This window comes from Sphingomonas sp. GW822-FHT03G08, assembly GCF_058801135.1.
On the sequence record NZ_JBXAMZ010000001.1, the window covers coordinates 1,529,690 to 1,545,291 of the forward strand.

Consider the following 15,602-nt stretch of genomic DNA (forward strand, 5'->3'; position numbering starts at 1 on the left):
GGCAAATGGCGGCCGAAAATCAGCCCAGGATTTCGATCTGGTCCGCCGTCTCGACGGCGATGCGGGTCTGGAAATGCGAGCCGACCGGCACGCGGCGGGCGATGCCCTTCACGCGCACGCGCTTGCCGACAAGGACGTCTTCGGCGTGCCCGCCGAGCTTCTCCTTGAGCCCGTTGCGTGCCCCGGTATGCAGCTCGATGGTGAGGTTGCCGGGGTCGCGGTAATTGGCGGCGGAGTTGAGATAGGCGCTGAACCCGCCCGCGCCGGACGAAGCGACCACGAACTCGAACACGCCCTCGACCGCACCGGTCTTCGAGGCGGCGACCGCCTCGATCGCCTGGGCCGGCGTGAGCGGCGCGGCGGTCTGGGCGATCGCCGGCGCGGCGAGCACCAGGGAGAGCATCGCGACCTGGCTGCGCATACGCATCATTTCTTCCCCGCTTCCTTAAGAGCCTTCATCTTCTCGCGGAACTTGCGCGCCCAGCCCGGCTTCACCTGCTGCTCGGCCCGCACGATCCCCAAGGCGTCGCTCTCGACATCGCGGGTCACCACCGATCCGGCGGCGACGATCGCGCCATCACCGATGGTGACGGGCGCCACGAGCGCGCTGTTGCTTCCTACAAAAGCGCCGTTTCCTATGACTGTCCGGTACTTTAAAAATCCGTCATAATTGCAGGTGATCGTGCCCGCGCCGATATTCGCCCCCGCCCCGACAGTGGCATCGCCGATATAGCTGAGGTGGTTGGCCTTGGCGCCGGGGCCGATCACGGCCTTCTTGATCTCGACGAAATTGCCCACCTTGGCACCCTGCTCGATCCGCGCGCCGGGGCGCAGCCGGGCATAGGGGCCGATATCGGCACCGGACAGTATCTCGGCGCCTTCGAGGTGGCTGAAGGCATGGATGACCACCCGGTCGGCCACGCTCACGCCGGGACCGAACACCACGTTGGGCTCGATCGTCACGTCGCGGCCGATCACCGTGTCATAGGCGAACCACACCGTCTCGGGCGCGACCAGGGTGGCGCCCTCGACCATCGCGCGGGCGCGGCGGCGCTGCTGCCATTCCTGCTCGAGCCCGGCGAGCTCGCCGCGACTGTTGACCCCCGCAACCTCGATCGCATCGGTCTCGATGCCGACCGAGAAGCGGCCCTCGGCACGGGCGAGCTCGACCAGGTCGGTCAGGTAATATTCGCCGGCGGCATTGTCGTTCTTGAGCTGCGCGAGCAAGCGGAACAGGTCCGCCGAGCGCACGGCCATCAGGCCGGAATTGCAGAGGGTTACCGCCCGCTCCTCGGGCGTCGCGTCCTTGAACTCGACGATCTTGTCGAGCCGGCCGTCAGGGCCGACGATCACCCGGCCATAGGCGCCGGGATCGGCCGGGCGGAAGCCGAGCACCACCACGCTCGGATCGCCCTCGCCGTGAAGCGCGTCAATCATCCGGCGCATCGTTCCGGTCGTGACCAGCGGCACGTCGCCATAGAGGATCAGGACATCGCCCTGGAAACCGGCCAGCGCCGCCTCCGCCATGCGCACGGCATGGCCGGTGCCGAGCTGCTCGGCCTGCTCGGCGGTCTCGACACCGAGGGGGTGCACCGCGGCCTCGACCTGCTTCTTGCCCGCGCCGACCACCACGACCTCGCGCTCGGCACCCAGCGCCTTCACGCTGTCGATCAGGTGGAGCAGCATCGGCCGGCCGGCGATGGGATGGAGGACCTTGTGGGTATCGGACTTCATCCGCGTGCCCTTGCCGGCCGCCAGGATGATTGCTGCGATCGGTGCGGTCATTTTCCCTCCATTTACCCGTCCCCTGCCACGTTAGCCTTGCCAATTCCATAGGGCTGCTGGCAGGCAGCACCGCCATGGCTGATTTCCCCTTCGACATCGTCGGTTTCGACCTGGACGGCACCCTGATCGACAGCAGCACCGACCTGGTGGGCGCGACCAACCACGCCCTCGATCTGGCCGGGCGGCCGCTGCTCGACAAGGCTGCGGTGATGACCATGGTCGGGCGCGGCGCCAAGCATATGCTGGAGCAGGCGCTGGAGGCCTCGGGCGGCTATGACGAGGCGCTGATGGCGCGGCTCTATCCGGCGCTGCTCGAATGGTACCGCGACCATGTCTCCGAGCATTCGCGGCCCTTCCCCGGCATGATCGAGGCGCTGGACCTGCTGGCGGCGCGCGGCGCGAAGGTGGCGATCGTCACCAACAAGTTCGAATATCTGGCGGTGAAGCTGATCGACGAGCTGGGGCTGAGCGCACGCTTCGAGACAATCATCGGCGGCGACACGATGGGCAAGGGCAACGCCAAGCCCTCCGCCTTGCCGATCGAGGAGATGATCCGGCGCTGCGGCGGCGGGCGCGCGGCGTTCGTCGGCGACACGATCTTCGACACGCTGGCGGCGAAGAATGCCGGGGTGCCGAGCGTGGCGGTAAGCTTCGGCTTCCTGACCCAGCCGATCGAGGAGCTGGGCGCCGACGCGGTGATCGATTCCTTCGCCGAGCTGGTGCCGGCGCTGGAGCGGCTGGGACAACAGAATTAGGCGTGCACAATTCCCCTCCCTGCAAGGGAGGGGCTAGGGGTGGGTTAGAAAAGGTCGGGCTCGATGCCCGGCCTTTTCTTTTTACCGATGCCGTCTCGCTGGGCGCGCCCGGAAGGCCGGGCGCGCAACCCACCCCCACCCCCTCCCTTGCAGGGAGGGGAGCAAGAAGGAATCAGGTACGATTCTTCAGCTGGTGGAGCAGCACGCCATTGCCTTCGCTGTCCTCGATCACGCGCATCCGGCAGACGGGCGAGTGGATCAGGTCGGTCTTGAAGGTGACGCCCTTGGCCTCGAGATCGGCGCAGAGCGCGTCGAGGTCCTCGACCTCGAAGGCGATGGTGCCGCCGGAATCGGCCGAGGGCTTGTTGCCGGTGACCGTGGTGATGCCGAGGCAGCCGCCGCCGGGCAGGTCATATTCCACCCAGGGAATGCCATAGGCGGCGTTGCTCGCCGGCAGGCCGAGGACGTTCTCGTAGAAATTGCGGGCACGGTCGAGATCGATGACCGGGTACATGGTGAAAGCGACCTTGCGGAACATCGAAACCCCTCCTGCTGAACGCCGCGGAGGATAGGCTGCGATCGCCTACATCACAAGGATTTGTTCCCGTTTCGTTTCAATGCGTTCAGCCGACCGGGCGATAGCCCTTGCGGTATTTGGTCCAGAGATGGCGGGCGAGCATCGCCGGCGGCATGCGGAGCCAGTGGCTGCGGACATAGAAGGCCATGCGCAGCGGCCTGCGGGTCTGGCGGCCCCAGCCGTCACGCGCGGTGAGACGGCGGAGATAGAGGCGATCGGCCAGCCCAAGCCGCTGGTATTCCGAAGGAACTTCGGTGCCGTAGAGGGCATGGCTGAGGCGCAGGGCGCGGGCCATTTCACGGGCCAGGCCGTGGTGGCGGGCGCGCTCCAGCAGGCCTTCGGTGCCACCATCCCGTACCAGACAGTGAAAGTCCCAAAGGTTGCGCATTCCACCCGCCAGATCGCCGTCCGCCAGGAGATGGGCGACGGCGTGGACCAGCACATCCGGACGCGAAAGTATGCGCAGGCCGTTTTCGAGCGGTTCGCTGGCCGCGATCAGGCCGGCCGCGTCCGGGGTTATCTTCGCGGTCAGCGGCAGGATCGTGTGGTGGACGTCGATCATGCGATCCCGTTCATGATGGATCAGCGGGGGCAGCTCGTGCATCCAGCGGCGGTAATAGGCATCGTCATAGGGATCGGGCTTCACCCATTCCCAGCCGGCGGCCATCAGCGCGGCCTCCACCTCGCCAAGGCTCTCGCGCGGCACGAGAATATCGAGATCGCCGATATTGCGGCCCGCGCTCGGCGACAGGCCGGCGGCGGCAAAGGCGGTGCCCTTGAGCAGCACCACCGGCACGCCCAGCGGGGCGAGCGCGCGGCGGGCCATTTCGGCTTCCCAGAGCGCGGCCATGCGGACCTGCTCGGACGAGGCGAGCGCATCCTCGACCAGACGCTTTATCCGGACGGGTAGCACCAGGCCATGCAAACGGTGCGCGAGCGTGCCAGCCATCTGCTCGGCACGGGCCACGGCGAAGAGTTCGGTCCACTCTTTCGCCGAGAAGGCGAGCGAAGCGGAGGGCTCGCGGAGTATGGTCGCAAGGCGCCAGCCGGGGTTCATGCGAGCCCCTCGACCAGGGCAATGCCAGCTTCGGTGTCCGGATAGTCTATTGCGCGCGCCGGGACCGACTGGACGAGCCGGGTGAGCGCATCGAAACCGCGCTCCGCCAGGTGGACGTAATTGGTCGAGGCCTGGGTCAGCCGGACGAATGCTTCGCTGGGCAGCACCGGGCGCTCGGCGGTGTCGAAGCCGAAGCGCGGGAAGAGGATCAGCGTGGGTTGCGCGGGCTCGGCCATCGCGGCGATGGCGCGGGCATCGGGGACGAGATGGCGGATATCGCCCTTGGGCGTGCCGGCGAGCAGCGGCCCGAACCGGCCCTGCGGGTGCGCGGCCTGCGCCACGCCGATCGCTTCGTTCTTCAGGCTGATCAGGCGCGGAAAGGCACGCGCCGCACCGGTTCGCGGATCGATCAGTACGAACTCATCGCCCATCAGCCGCCAGCCCCGCGCCATCAGCAGCGCCGCGAGGGTGGACTTGCCGGCGCCGGAGATGCCGGTCATCAGCACCGCCTTCCCGTCCCTTTCGACTGCGGATGCGTGCAGCAGCAGGTAGCGCCGCTGGGCGAGCGCCATCTGCAGGTTCATCCCCATCTCGGCGGCGAGCAGGCCCTGGGCGAGCGGCAGCGGCGCGGCATCGGGAATGGTGAAGTCGCCGCCGATATGGACGGCCGGGCGAAGGAATCGGCGCCACGGGCGGGCGGCGAAGAGATGGACGTTGAAGTCCGGGATCTCGGGCTTCGGGTAATCGCGGTACAGGTCTTCGAGCGTGGCGATCGGCGCGCGCCAGTGGCTGCCGATGCGGAAGGCGGCGGGGCCGATCCGGAGATGGGCGATATGCCTCACAGCCGCTCGACCAGCCCGGCCTGGACAAGCTCGTCGAGGCGGATCGCCAGCGCGGCGGGATCGGCGTCGAGCAGGTCGTAGCGCTCGGTGAGGTTGGCGAGGAGCTGGTCGAGGGTCCGGGGCTCGGGGGTGAGCGCTTCGAGCAGCTCGGGTACCGGCGCGTCGACGACATGGGTGATGCCCGAGGCGCGGTGGTAGATCAGGGTGAGCGCGTCTAGGGGGACGATGCGGAGCGTCTCGGGCGCGGCGGCGCGGTAGAGGACCGTCATCTCACGCCCCATTCGTCATCCCGGCGAAAGCCGGGATCTCGTGCGGCTCCTTCCCCGCGCCTTCGCCTGAGATCCCGGCTTTCGCCGGGATGACGGGAACCGGGAATGCCACGGCCTCAGCCGCGCGGCATTTGCAGCGAGGCGAAGCAGGTGAAGCCGCTGGTGCCCGATTGCAGGCGGCGGATGTAATTGGTGTAGGCGCGGCTCTGCTCATAGGTGGTGCCGGGCAGAGTGCCGCCGTTGAGCGCGTTCTTGACCTCGGCCGCCTTGAACGGCCGGCCCGCCGCCGGGAAGGCGCCCTGGGTGCCCGCGGGGACCAGCTTGCCGTCGGCCGCGACATATTGGCCGGCGCGGCCCGGATCGGGGACCGGGATCTCGCAGTTCATCACCGAGGCATTGGTCTGCGCCAGCGCGGGGCGGATCGAGACGATCGCGGACGCACTCGCCGCGCCGAGCATCAGTGCGCGTCGGCTTGCCTTCGGACCCTGTGCTTCGTCTGCCATGATGCATTGTCCTGCGCCCGGTGGCGTTTCGCAATCGTAAATTGTGGGACAGGCCGTCCCAACACCCTCGTCATTCCCGCGGAAGGCGGGAATCCATTGCCGCTGCCGTCGCGGCTCCGTTCGAGAAGCCGGCCAGAATGGATCTCCGCCTTCGCGGAGATGACGGTGAAAAGGGGTGGGGATGACGAAGCTGGAGTGCGGGAACGATGGAATAGAGGGCGCATCGGCAATAATCGCGGCAATAATCGCGGGTGACGAATCTTCGCCCCGCCCCTAGTAAGGCGGCTCATGCCCTATTCCTCCGGTATCAAGGCGCTTGTGGCGCTCGGCATCGCTGCCGCGGGCGCGCTGGCGGGGCTGTTGCTCAACGGCGACGTGCAGACCAGCCTGATCATGCTGGTGTGCGGCGTGGCCGCCGTGCTGGTGGCGACGGCCGGTGGCGACCAGGACGGTCCGCCCGATGCCGCCCCGGCGGCGAGCGAGGATCCGGGCATTGCCGAAGTGCTCGATGCGATCGCCGAGCCGGTGCTGCTGATCGCCGAGCGCCGCGTGACCGCCGCCAATCCGCCTGCCCGCACCCTGCTCGGCCAGCATATCCTGGGCGAGGATGTTCGGGTGGCCATTCGCCACCCCGCCGCCGCCGAGCGGCTGATGAACCCGAGCGATCCGGGCAGCGCGGCACCGATCCACCTGGTGGGCCTGGGCACGCGGGACCAGCGCTGGGAGATGCGGGTGACGACGCTCGCCGACGGGCGGCGGATCGTCCATCTGGTCGACCGCACCGGTAGCTATGCCACCGAGCGGATCCGCGTCGACTTCGTCGCCAATGCCAGCCACGAGCTGCGCACCCCGCTCGCCTCGCTGCTCGGCTATGTCGAGACGCTGGAGGATGGCGCGGGCGAGGATCCGGGGCTGCGCGAGCGGTTCCTCAAGATCATGCACGGCGAGGCACGCCGGATGCAGCGGCTGATCGACGACCTGATCTCGCTGAGCCGGATCGAGGCGGAGAAATATCGCGCGCCCGACGATCCCGTCGCGCTGGGCGAGCTGATCGACGAAGTGTGTCTCGAGCTTTCGGGCGTGCCGCGCGCGGGCGATGTGGTGACCGAGATCGCCGAGGTGGCGCCGGTGCGCGGCGATGCCTCGCAGCTCAGCCAGCTGCTCCACAACGTCATCGGCAATGCGATGAAGTACGGCCGCGAGGGAACGCCGATCCTCGTCAGCCTGTTGCCCGAGGGCGATTCGATGGTGCGCCTCAGCGTGACCGACCAGGGCGACGGCATCCCGCCCGAGCACCTGCCCCGCCTCACCGAGCGCTTCTACCGCGTCGATGCCGGCCGCAGCCGGACGATCGGCGGCACGGGCCTGGGCCTCTCGATCGTCAAGCATATCGTCGAGCGGCACCGCGGGCGCTTCGACATCGCCAGCGTGGTCGGCAAGGGAACCACGGTGAGCGTGCTGCTTCCCTTGGCCGCTGTCATAAAGCCGTAACCGTACTGCAACAGAGGCAGGGCGAACCGCAGGGCGATTCTCGCCCCCTTCTTGCCGTTCCCGGGAGACGAGACATTTTCGGCAGGCTTGCACTCGTGGCGACCGCGCTGACGCTGACTGCCTGCAACGGCAACAGCGCGCGGGAGATCCGCGTGGTCGGCTCGTCGACGGTCTATCCCTTCACCACGGCGGTAGCCGAGGCGTTCGTCAACCAGGGCAGCGGGCACCGCGCGCCGGTGGTCGAATCGATCGGCACGGGCGCGGGGCTGAAGCGCTTCTGCGAGGGCGTGGGCTGGCAGTTCCCGGACATCGCCAACGCCTCGCGCCGGATCAAGAAGACCGAATATGCCGATTGCCAGCGCAACGGCGTGGGCGAGATCATCGAGGTGCAGATCGGCATCGACGGAGTCGCGCTGGCCGAGGCGAACAACGGCCCGAAGCTGACGCTCAGCAAGAAGGACGTGTATCTGGCGCTGGCGGCGCATCCGTTCGGCAAGGACAGCAACCCGGCGCGGACCTGGCGCGACGTGAACCCGTCGCTGCCCGCGATCCCGATCCAGGTGATGGGCCCGCCCTCGACCAGCGGCACCCGCGACGCGCTGGTCGAGCTGGTGATGGAGCCGGGCTGCGCCGAGGCCGATCCCGCCGTCCACGCGATGAAGGCGGCGAAGGACACCAGCCCGTACGACAATCGCTGCAAGCGCATCCGCGACGATGGCCCGTACATCGACAAGGGCGAGAACGATAATCTGATCGTCCAGGGGCTGGCGCAGAACCCCAATGCGATCGGCGTGTTCGGCTATTCCTATCTCGAGGAGAATGCCGACCGGCTGCACGGCGTGCCGATCGACGGAGTGGCGCCGAGCTATGCGTCGATCGCCGATGGCAGCTATCCGGGCGCGCGGCCGCTGTTCCTCTATGTGAAGAAGCGCCACCTGCGCGCAGTGCCCGGGCTGGCCGACTTCCTGAAGCTGTACGGCACGATGTGGGCGCCGGGCGGCAAGCTCTCGCGGCGCGGGCTGATCCCGGCGCCGGACGCGGTGCGCGCGCACGCGCTGGCGATCCTCGAGCAGCGCACGCCGCTCGATCCGGCGGGGCTGCACTGATGAACCCGCTCGCCCTCCTTTTCCTGATCGCCGGGCTTGGCCTGATCGGCTGGCTGACCGGCCGCGCCCGCGCCCAGCGGATCGATCGCGGCGGCGCCAAGCGGCTCCATTCGCTGCCCTCGCAGCATGGCTGGTATGTCGCGACCTGGGCGGTGCTGCCCGCCCTGCTGTTCGTCGCGGTCTGGGCCTCGCTCTCGCCGAGCCTGGTGCGCGACGCGGTGCTGGAGCATCCGGCGGCGAAGCAGCTGCCCCAGTTCGAGTTCGAGCGCGACGCGCTGCTCGCCGAGGCAAAGCGCGTGGCCGAGGACCCGGACGCCAAGGCGTTCGATCCGCTGGCCGCCGAGCTCGCCCCGGCGACCCGCGCGGCGGAGAACCGCTACAACTGGATGGGCAGCGCGATGGCGATCCTGCTCGCCTTTGCCGGCGGGCTGTTCGCCTGGTCGCGGATCCGCGCGCAGCTGAAGGCGCGCAGCCAGGTCGAGCGGATCGTGATGCTGCTCCTGCTGGTCGCCTCGCTGATCGCGATCCTGACCACGCTGGGCATCTTCCTGTCGCTGCTGTGGGAATCGCTGCGCTTCTTCGAGCAGGTGCCGATCACCGACTTCCTGTTCGGCACGCATTGGAGCCCGCAGGTGATCGAGGCGTCGAACCCCGGCAAGTCGCTGGGCGCGGTGCCGTTGTTCTGGGGGACCTTCTTCATCGGCGCGGTGATCGCGATGCTGGTCGCGATTCCCTTTGGCTTGATGAGCGCGATCTATCTGACCCAATATGCCGCCCCCCGGGTGCGCGCCTGGATGAAGCCGACGCTGGAGATGCTCGCGGGCGTGCCGACGGTGGTCTACGGCTATTTCGCCGCGCTGACCGTGGCGCCGGCGGTGCGCGACCTGGCGGTGCATCTCGGCATGCCCTTCGCTTCGTCCGAGAGCGCGCTGGCAGCGGGTCTGGTGATGGGCGTGATGATCATCCCGTTCGTCTCCTCGATGGCCGATGACTCGATCGCCGCGGTGCCGACCGCGATGCGCGACGGCAGCCTGGCGATGGGCGCGACGCACAGCGAGACGATCTCGCGGGTGCTGCTGCCCGCCGCGCTGCCCGGCGTGGTCGCGGGCGTGCTGCTCGCCGTATCCCGCGCGATCGGCGAGACGATGATCGTGGTGATGGCCGCCAGCGGCGCGGCGAATATCACGCTCAACCCGTTCGAGAGCGCCACGACGGTGACCAAGCAGATCGTCGACCTGCTGACCGGCGAGGCCGAGTTCGACAGCCCGAAGACGCTGGCGGCGTTCGCGCTGGGCCTGACGCTCTTTGTCATCACGCTGCTGCTCAACATCGTCGCGCTGCGCGTCGTGAAGAAATACCGGGAGGCCTATGAATAAGCCCGCTCCCGAGGCCGCGCCCGCGCGCGCGCCCACCGACTGGAAGACCGAGGCGATGCAGAAGCGCATCCGCCGGCGCTATGCGCGCGAGCGGCGCTTCAAGCTGTTCGGGATGATGGCGGTGATCCTGTCGGCCGCGTTCCTCGCCTTCCTGCTGTTCACCATGGTGACCAATGGCTGGCGCGGCTTCACCCGCACCGAGATCGCGCTGCCGCTCGACTTCCCGGCGATGGCGATGAAGATCGATCCCGCCCAGCTCTCGACGCCGGGCGCCAATCTGGCGCTGGCCGGGGCGGAACTGGAGGACAAGGTCTCCAACGCCGCGCTCGCCGCCTATGGGCCGCAGAGCGTGCCGGTGCTGTCCGATGCCGCCTGGCTCAAGGTGCGCGAGGCGCTCAAGGCCGATCCGTCGCTGCTCCATCAGAAGAAGCTGCTCTGGGTGCCGGCCTCGACCCAGGTCGAGCAGGGGCTGCGCGGCAATGACGCCGCCGCGGCACCGCTGGCACGCAAGCTCAATGCCGCGGGCAAGCTCCACACCGGGTTCAACGCCGGCTTCTTCAGCGAATCGGATTCGACCGATCCGGTGGCGGTGGGCATCTGGGGCGCGTTCAAGGGATCGCTGCTGACCATGGCGGTGACCTTCCTGATCGCCTTCCCGATCGGGGTGCTCTCGGCGATCTATCTCGAGGAATATGCCCCGAAGAACCGCTGGACCGACCTGATCGAGGTTTCGATCAACAACCTGGCGGCGGTGCCCTCGATCATCTTCGGCCTGCTCGGGCTGGCGGTGTTCCTGGGCAGCTGGAGCCTGTTCGGGATGCGGGTGGGGCCGCTGCTGCCGCGCTCGGCCGCCTTGGTGGGCGGCGTGACCTTGGCGCTGATGATCATGCCCGTCATCGTCATCGCCAGCCGCAACGCGATCAAGGGCGTGCCGCCGTCGATCCGCGACGCCGCGCTGGGCATCGGGGCGAGCCGGATCCAGGTGGTGTTCCACCATGTCCTCCCCCTCGCCATGCCCGGCATCCTGACCGGCACGATCATCGGCATGGCGCGCGCGCTGGGCGAGACCGCGCCGCTGCTGCTGATCGGCATGCGCGCCTTCATCGTCACCCCGCCGGGCGGCTTCACCGACCCCGCCACCGTGCTGCCCGTCCAGATCTTCCTGTGGTCCGACGAAGTCAGCCGCGGGTTCGTCGAGAAGACCAGCGCCGCCATCCTTGTCCTGCTGGTGTTCCTGCTCGCCATGAACGGGCTCGCCATCTATCTTCGCAACAAATTCGAGACCCGCTGGTGATGACCGACGCCCACCCTGCCCCGCACAAGATGTCCGCGCGCGGCGTCAGTGTGTCCTATGGCGACAAGCAGGCGATCCGCGACGTCTCGATCGATGTCGACATGGACCATGTCACTGCCTTCATCGGCCCGTCGGGCTGCGGCAAATCGACCTTCCTGCGCACGCTCAACCGGATGAACGACACCATCCCGAGCGCGCGGGTGACGGGCGAGATCACGCTGGACGGCGAGGACATCTATTCGTCGGACATGGACGTGGTGCAGCTGCGCGCCCGCGTGGGCATGGTGTTCCAGAAGCCCAACCCCTTCCCCAAGTCGATCTACGAGAATGTCGCGTACGGCCCGCGCATCCACGGGCTGGCGGCGTCGAAGGGCGCGCTGGACGGGATCGTCGAGCAGTCGCTGCGCCGCGCCGGTCTGTGGGACGAAGTGAAGGACCGGCTCTCCGACAGCGGCACCGCGCTCTCCGGCGGCCAGCAGCAGCGCCTGTGCATCGCTCGCGCCATTGCCGTGGACCCCGAGGTGATCCTGATGGACGAGCCCTGCTCGGCGCTCGACCCGATCGCCACCGCCAAGATCGAGGAGCTGATCCACGAGCTGCGCGGGCGCTACGCCATCGTGATCGTCACGCATAACATGCAGCAGGCGGCGCGCGTCAGCCAGAAGACCGCCTTCTTCCATCTCGGCCAGCTGGTCGAGTACGGCGACACCGACAATATCTTCACCGCGCCCAAGCAGGAGCGGACGAAGGATTACATCACCGGCCGGTACGGCTAGGAGTTAGCGTTATGTCGACCGGCCAGGAACATACGGTAAAGGCGTTCGATCAGGACATCGGGCAGCTGCGCGCGCTGATCTCGCAGATGGGCGGGCTGGCCGAGCAGGCGATCGAGGACGCGATGCTGGCGCTGTCGCGCGGCGATGCCGAGCTGGCCAACGAGGTGCGCAAGAAGGACAAGCAGATCGACGCGATCGAGGCCGAGCTGGAAAAGCTCGTCGTCCGCGTGATCGCGCTGCGCGCCCCGATGGCCGACGATCTGCGCGAAGTGATCGCCGCGCTCAAGATCGCCGCGGTGATCGAGCGGATCGGCGACTATGCCAAGAACATCGCCAAGCGCGTGCCGCTGATCCATGCCGAGGGCGAGGAGCGGATCGAGGTCGTCTCGATCCTGCCGTCGATGGGCCAGCTGGCCGCGGACATGGTGCACGACGTGCTCGACGCCTTTTCGGCCCGCGATGCCGAGGCCGCGGTGCGGATCTGCGCCCGCGACAACGCGCTCGACGATTTCTACGACTCGATCTTCCGGACGCTGGTGACGTTCATGGTCGAGAATTCGAAGACGATCAGCCAGGTGGCGCACCTGCTGTTCGTGGCGAAGAACCTGGAGAGGATCGGCGACCACGCAACCAATGTGGCCGAGATGGTCTATTTCGCGGCGACAGGCGAATACATGGCCGAGCGCGAGACCGGCGCGGCCGGGACGAACTGAGCGGATTGGGGAACATATGGCCCGAGTGAAGATGCTTCTCGTCGAGGACGACGCCGCGATTGCGGAACTGGTCGCCTATCATTTCAAGCGTGAAGATTATGAGGTGAAGCACACGCCCGATGGCGAGGAAGCTTTGCTCCTCGCCAAGGAAGCGACGCCCGACATCGTGCTGCTCGACTGGATGGTCGAGGGGCTGAGCGGGATCGAAGTGTGCCGGCGCCTGCGCCGCATGCCCGAGACGGCGAACGTGCCGATCATCATGCTCACCGCGCGCGGCGAGGAAGAGGATCGCGTGCGCGGGCTCGAGACCGGGGCGGACGATTACGTCACCAAGCCCTTCTCCCCGCGCGAGCTCGTCGCCCGGGTCGGCGCGGTGCTGCGCCGCGTGCGCCCGGCGCTGGCCGGCGAGGCGCTGACCTATTCGGACATCGAGATGGACACGGTGGGCCACAAGGTCCGCCGCGGCGGCGAAGTGGTGCAGCTGGGGCCGACCGAGTTCCGCCTGCTCAAGCACTTCCTCGAGCATCCGGGCTGGGTGTTCTCGCGCGAGCGGCTGCTCGACGCGGTGTGGGGGCATGACAGCGACATCGAGAGCCGCACGGTGGACGTCCACATCCGCCGCCTGCGCAAGGCGATCAACCATGGCAACCGGCCGGACATCATCCGGACGGTGCGCTCGGCCGGGTACGCGCTCGACGCGGGGAATTGAGGAATAGCCGTCATCCCGGCGAAAGCCGGGATCTCGTGCGGCTCTTTTCCCGACTCCTCACTTCGTCATTCCCGCGCAGGCGGGAATCCATTGGCACTGACGCGGCGCTTCTTTCGACAAGCCAGCCAGAATGGATCCCCGCCTGCGCGGGGATGACGGCGGGTGTGCGGAGGAGAGCCCTTCCACATGAACCCGATTTAACGAAACCAACCCCTCCCCCTCGCGTTGCTGGAACCGGGCGTAACGATCTCGCCCGGTTTCAGGAGACGCACCCCATGAAGCTCCTTGTCATGGCAGCCGCGCTGACGCTGGTCGCCGGCGCCGCGCAGGCACAGACTTCGGCGCAGAAGGCCGAATCCCCGACCAACAACGACGCGAGCAAGCTCGGCGGCTATGCGCCGGCCGCGCCGCTGTTCAGCACCGGCACCACGCCGCCGCCGGGCACCCAGGTGGTGTTCGTGCCGAGCACCCAGACGCCAACCCAGGCCTTCCCGCCGCCGGCACCGAAGGAAAGCTACCCGATCTGCAAGCGCGGCCAGTTCGACGGCTGCCGCCAGCGCGGCGGCTGAGCGCGGCCAAATCCCCTTTTTGCGGGATGGAATGTGCCGGGTGCGCAACGTCGCACCCGGCACATGCGTTTCGGGAGGGAAGCGGGTGGGGTGACAGAGAGGAATGCTCACAATGAAGTTCATGCTTTTGGCCTCGGCCGCCCTGGCGCTTGGTGGCACCGCCATCGCGCAGGACATGCCGCAGACCGCCCCGCAGACGGCGCCGGCCCCGACTCCGCCGGCACCGCCCGCCCCGCCGGCCGACGCACCGCCGCCGCCCCCCGACGCGCCTGCGGCGCCTGCCGACCCGGCTGCGCCGCCGCCGCCGGCGACCAACCCGCCGCCCGCCGCTCCGGCCGCGCCCGCTGCTCCGGAAACCACCCCGACGCCTCCGGCTCCGCCCGCGCCTCCGGCAGCTCCCCCCGCACCGTCGTCCCCGCCGGCGGCGGATGCAGCCACCGCCGCGGCGCCGGCACCTTCGGACCCGAAGAGCTATCCGCGCTGCTCGAAGACCATCAAGGATCATTGCCGCCAGTCGCGGTGATCTGTTTAGAACCGGCAGGGGCCTGATGCCTCTGCCGGTTCGTCCCTTGGGGAGAGTTGGACCCAGCAACAAGTTCAGGGTGACGGAGGGTGGGATCGCGGCGCATCCCTCCGCCAGCGGTTGTTGCGGCTTGTCTCCCCCTCCTCGCCCTGCCTAAGCTCTCCGCAAAGGAGAGACCTGCATGACCATCGACTTCAAGGACCGCGTAGCCATCGTCACCGGCGCCGGCGGCGGGCTGGGCCGTGCCTATGCGCTCGAACTGGCGAAGCGCGGCGCGAAGGTGGTGGTGAACGACCTGGGCGGATCGCGCGACGGCACCGGCCATTCGGACGCGGCATTGAAGGTGGTCGAGGAGATCGAGGCGCTGGGCGGCGAGGCGATGTCGAACGGCGGCAGCGTCACCGACTATGCCCACATGGTCGCGATGGTCGAGGCGGCCAAGGCGAAATGGGGCCGGATCGACATCCTGATCAACAATGCCGGCGTGCTGCGCGACAAGAGCTTCGCCAAGATGGAGCCGGAGGACTTCAAGTTCGTCGTCGACGTCCACCTGATCGGCTCGGCCAACTGCACCAAGGCGGTGTGGGAGACGATGCGCGAGGCGAATTACGGCCGCATCCTGATGACCGCGAGCTCGACCGGGCTGTTCGGCAATTTCGGCCAGGCGAATTACGGCGCGGCCAAGCTCGGCCTCGCCGGGCTGACCAAGACGCTGTACCTGGAGGGCGCGAAATACGGGATCAAGGTCAACACCATCGCACCGGTGGCGGGCACGCGGATGACCGAGGACCTGTTCCCCGAGGAAGCATTCAAGGCGTTCGCGCCTGAGAATGTCGCGCCGGCCGCCCTGTTCCTGGTGAGCGAGGACGCGCCGACCAACCAGATCGTCGGTGCCGGCGGCGGGGTAGTCCAGGCCGCCTATGTGACGCTGACCCAGGGCGCCAGGCTGGAAGCGCTGACGCCCGAGGCGGTGCAGGCGCAATGGGCGCAGATCACCGACCGGACGGGCGAGATCGTCCCCGGCTCGGGCAGCGAGCAGACGATGCTGATTTTGAGCCGGTTGCAGAAGGGCTGAGCTTTCCCCTTCCTTCGTCATTCCCGCGCAGGCGGGAATCCATTGGCTCTGACGCGGCGCTTCTTTCGAGAAGCCAGCCAGAATGGATCCCCGCCTGCGCGGGAATGACGAAATAGAGAGGAAGGGCACACCGCCTTACCGTATTGTTTCACTAACACACATATGGTATATCCTCCCCAACA

18 protein-coding genes are annotated in these 15,602 nt (G+C 67.9%); 11 read left to right on the plus strand and 7 right to left on the minus strand.

The features are described from left to right. Positions 1-19: 19 nt before the first annotated feature. Both AC1RJ5_RS06845 and glmU read right to left on the minus strand, forming a co-directional pair. Positions 20-427 (minus strand): hypothetical protein, encoded by a 408-nt coding sequence (locus AC1RJ5_RS06845; RefSeq protein ID WP_493112426.1) that lies wholly within the window; start codon positions 425-427, stop codon positions 20-22. Further along, on the minus strand, positions 427-1,785 hold the full coding sequence (glmU, locus tag AC1RJ5_RS06850; protein ID WP_493112428.1) for a bifunctional UDP-N-acetylglucosamine diphosphorylase/glucosamine-1-phosphate N-acetyltransferase GlmU: 1,359 nt from the start codon (positions 1,783-1,785) through the stop codon (positions 427-429). The genes AC1RJ5_RS06845 and glmU overlap by 1 nt, the downstream gene beginning before the upstream one ends. Before the next feature lie 74 nt (positions 1,786-1,859). Here glmU and AC1RJ5_RS06855 point away from each other — a divergent pair, with 74 nt between their 5' ends. Further along, the gene (locus AC1RJ5_RS06855; protein ID WP_342251187.1) at positions 1,860-2,540 is read left to right on the plus strand and encodes an HAD hydrolase-like protein; all 681 of its coding nucleotides are present in this window, start codon (positions 1,860-1,862) and stop codon (positions 2,538-2,540) included. 172 nt (positions 2,541-2,712) lie between these two features. Here the strand turns inward: AC1RJ5_RS06855 and AC1RJ5_RS06860 are convergent, their stop codons facing one another. The 5 genes from AC1RJ5_RS06860 to AC1RJ5_RS06880 all read right to left on the minus strand — a co-directional run bounded on the left by AC1RJ5_RS06860 (position 2,713) and on the right by AC1RJ5_RS06880 (position 5,788). Beyond that, positions 2,713-3,078, minus strand: coding sequence for a VOC family protein (locus tag AC1RJ5_RS06860; protein ID WP_269574542.1), 366 nt, complete (start codon positions 3,076-3,078; stop codon positions 2,713-2,715). 85 nt (positions 3,079-3,163) lie between these two features. Beyond that, positions 3,164-4,174, minus strand: a complete 1,011-nt coding sequence (locus AC1RJ5_RS06865; protein ID WP_493112430.1) for a nucleotidyltransferase domain-containing protein — start codon at positions 4,172-4,174, stop codon at positions 3,164-3,166. Beyond that, the gene (locus AC1RJ5_RS06870; protein WP_493112432.1) at positions 4,171-5,016 is read right to left on the minus strand and encodes an HprK-related kinase A; all 846 of its coding nucleotides are present in this window, start codon (positions 5,014-5,016) and stop codon (positions 4,171-4,173) included. The genes AC1RJ5_RS06865 and AC1RJ5_RS06870 overlap by 4 nt, the downstream gene beginning before the upstream one ends. Beyond that, positions 5,013-5,285 carry an HPr-rel-A system PqqD family peptide chaperone gene (locus AC1RJ5_RS06875; RefSeq protein ID WP_342251523.1) on the minus strand — a complete coding sequence of 91 codons (273 nt, stop codon included), beginning with the start codon at positions 5,283-5,285 and terminating at the stop codon, positions 5,013-5,015. The genes AC1RJ5_RS06870 and AC1RJ5_RS06875 overlap by 4 nt, the downstream gene beginning before the upstream one ends. Before the next feature lie 116 nt (positions 5,286-5,401). Beyond that, the gene (locus AC1RJ5_RS06880) at positions 5,402-5,788 is read right to left on the minus strand and encodes a hypothetical protein (RefSeq protein WP_269574538.1); all 387 of its coding nucleotides are present in this window, start codon (positions 5,786-5,788) and stop codon (positions 5,402-5,404) included. A gap of 288 nt (positions 5,789-6,076) precedes the next feature. On the opposite strand from AC1RJ5_RS06880, the gene AC1RJ5_RS06885 reads away from it, so the two are divergent. The 10 genes from AC1RJ5_RS06885 (at position 6,077) to AC1RJ5_RS06930 (ending at position 15,420) form a co-directional block, all read left to right on the plus strand. Next, on the plus strand, positions 6,077-7,279 hold the full coding sequence (locus AC1RJ5_RS06885; protein ID WP_269574537.1) for an ATP-binding protein: 1,203 nt from the start codon (positions 6,077-6,079) through the stop codon (positions 7,277-7,279). A gap of 95 nt (positions 7,280-7,374) precedes the next feature. Continuing rightward, positions 7,375-8,385 (plus strand): PstS family phosphate ABC transporter substrate-binding protein, encoded by a 1,011-nt coding sequence (locus AC1RJ5_RS06890; protein WP_493112435.1) that lies wholly within the window; start codon positions 7,375-7,377, stop codon positions 8,383-8,385. After that, positions 8,385-9,761 carry a phosphate ABC transporter permease subunit PstC gene (pstC, locus tag AC1RJ5_RS06895; protein ID WP_342251520.1) on the plus strand — a complete coding sequence of 459 codons (1,377 nt, stop codon included), beginning with the start codon at positions 8,385-8,387 and terminating at the stop codon, positions 9,759-9,761. The genes AC1RJ5_RS06890 and pstC overlap by 1 nt, the downstream gene beginning before the upstream one ends. After that, positions 9,754-11,055 carry a phosphate ABC transporter permease PstA gene (gene pstA, locus AC1RJ5_RS06900; RefSeq protein WP_493112437.1) on the plus strand — a complete coding sequence of 434 codons (1,302 nt, stop codon included), beginning with the start codon at positions 9,754-9,756 and terminating at the stop codon, positions 11,053-11,055. The genes pstC and pstA overlap by 8 nt, the downstream gene beginning before the upstream one ends. Beyond that, entirely contained in the window at positions 11,055-11,831 is a 777-nt protein-coding gene (gene pstB, locus AC1RJ5_RS06905) for a phosphate ABC transporter ATP-binding protein PstB (RefSeq protein WP_493112439.1), read from the plus strand. The genes pstA and pstB overlap by 1 nt, the downstream gene beginning before the upstream one ends. 11 nt (positions 11,832-11,842) lie before the next feature. Continuing rightward, positions 11,843-12,544: a phosphate signaling complex protein PhoU gene (gene phoU, locus AC1RJ5_RS06910; protein WP_493112441.1), complete on the plus strand. Its 702-nt coding sequence runs from the start codon at positions 11,843-11,845 to the stop codon at positions 12,542-12,544. 16 nt (positions 12,545-12,560) lie between these two features. Beyond that, positions 12,561-13,253: a phosphate regulon transcriptional regulator PhoB gene (gene phoB, locus AC1RJ5_RS06915; RefSeq protein ID WP_184169365.1), complete on the plus strand. Its 693-nt coding sequence runs from the start codon at positions 12,561-12,563 to the stop codon at positions 13,251-13,253. 275 nt (positions 13,254-13,528) lie between these two features. Beyond that, entirely contained in the window at positions 13,529-13,822 is a 294-nt protein-coding gene (locus AC1RJ5_RS06920) for a hypothetical protein (RefSeq protein ID WP_269574533.1), read from the plus strand. 112 nt (positions 13,823-13,934) lie between these two features. Continuing rightward, a complete protein-coding gene (locus tag AC1RJ5_RS06925) occupies positions 13,935-14,345 on the plus strand; it encodes a hypothetical protein (protein WP_493112444.1) in 411 nt (136 codons plus the stop codon). Between the two features lie 181 nt (positions 14,346-14,526). Further along, positions 14,527-15,420, plus strand: coding sequence for an SDR family NAD(P)-dependent oxidoreductase (locus tag AC1RJ5_RS06930; protein ID WP_269574531.1), 894 nt, complete (start codon positions 14,527-14,529; stop codon positions 15,418-15,420). Positions 15,421-15,602: the final 182 nt, after the last annotated feature.

Bases quoted from the DNA above. Each gene is read 5' to 3' on its own strand.
- AC1RJ5_RS06845 (WP_493112426.1), bottom strand. From the start codon at position 427: ATGCGTATGCGCAGCCAGGTCGCGATGCTCTCCCTGGTGCTCGCCGCG.
- glmU (WP_493112428.1), bottom strand. From the start codon at position 1,785: ATGACCGCACCGATCGCAGCAATCATCCTGGCGGCCGGCAAGGGCACG.
- AC1RJ5_RS06855 (WP_342251187.1), top strand. From the start codon at position 1,860: ATGGCTGATTTCCCCTTCGACATCGTCGGTTTCGACCTGGACGGCACC.
- AC1RJ5_RS06860 (WP_269574542.1), bottom strand. From the start codon at position 3,078: ATGTTCCGCAAGGTCGCTTTCACCATGTACCCGGTCATCGATCTCGAC.
- AC1RJ5_RS06865 (WP_493112430.1), bottom strand. From the start codon at position 4,174: ATGAACCCCGGCTGGCGCCTTGCGACCATACTCCGCGAGCCCTCCGCT.
- AC1RJ5_RS06875 (WP_342251523.1), bottom strand. From the start codon at position 5,285: ATGACGGTCCTCTACCGCGCCGCCGCGCCCGAGACGCTCCGCATCGTC.
- AC1RJ5_RS06880 (WP_269574538.1), bottom strand. From the start codon at position 5,788: ATGGCAGACGAAGCACAGGGTCCGAAGGCAAGCCGACGCGCACTGATG.
- AC1RJ5_RS06885 (WP_269574537.1), top strand. From the start codon at position 6,077: ATGCCCTATTCCTCCGGTATCAAGGCGCTTGTGGCGCTCGGCATCGCT.
- pstC (WP_342251520.1), top strand. From the start codon at position 8,385: ATGAACCCGCTCGCCCTCCTTTTCCTGATCGCCGGGCTTGGCCTGATC.
- pstA (WP_493112437.1), top strand. From the start codon at position 9,754: ATGAATAAGCCCGCTCCCGAGGCCGCGCCCGCGCGCGCGCCCACCGAC.
- pstB (WP_493112439.1), top strand. From the start codon at position 11,055: ATGACCGACGCCCACCCTGCCCCGCACAAGATGTCCGCGCGCGGCGTC.
- phoU (WP_493112441.1), top strand. From the start codon at position 11,843: ATGTCGACCGGCCAGGAACATACGGTAAAGGCGTTCGATCAGGACATC.
- phoB (WP_184169365.1), top strand. From the start codon at position 12,561: ATGGCCCGAGTGAAGATGCTTCTCGTCGAGGACGACGCCGCGATTGCG.
- AC1RJ5_RS06920 (WP_269574533.1), top strand. From the start codon at position 13,529: ATGAAGCTCCTTGTCATGGCAGCCGCGCTGACGCTGGTCGCCGGCGCC.
- AC1RJ5_RS06925 (WP_493112444.1), top strand. From the start codon at position 13,935: ATGAAGTTCATGCTTTTGGCCTCGGCCGCCCTGGCGCTTGGTGGCACC.
- AC1RJ5_RS06930 (WP_269574531.1), top strand. From the start codon at position 14,527: ATGACCATCGACTTCAAGGACCGCGTAGCCATCGTCACCGGCGCCGGC.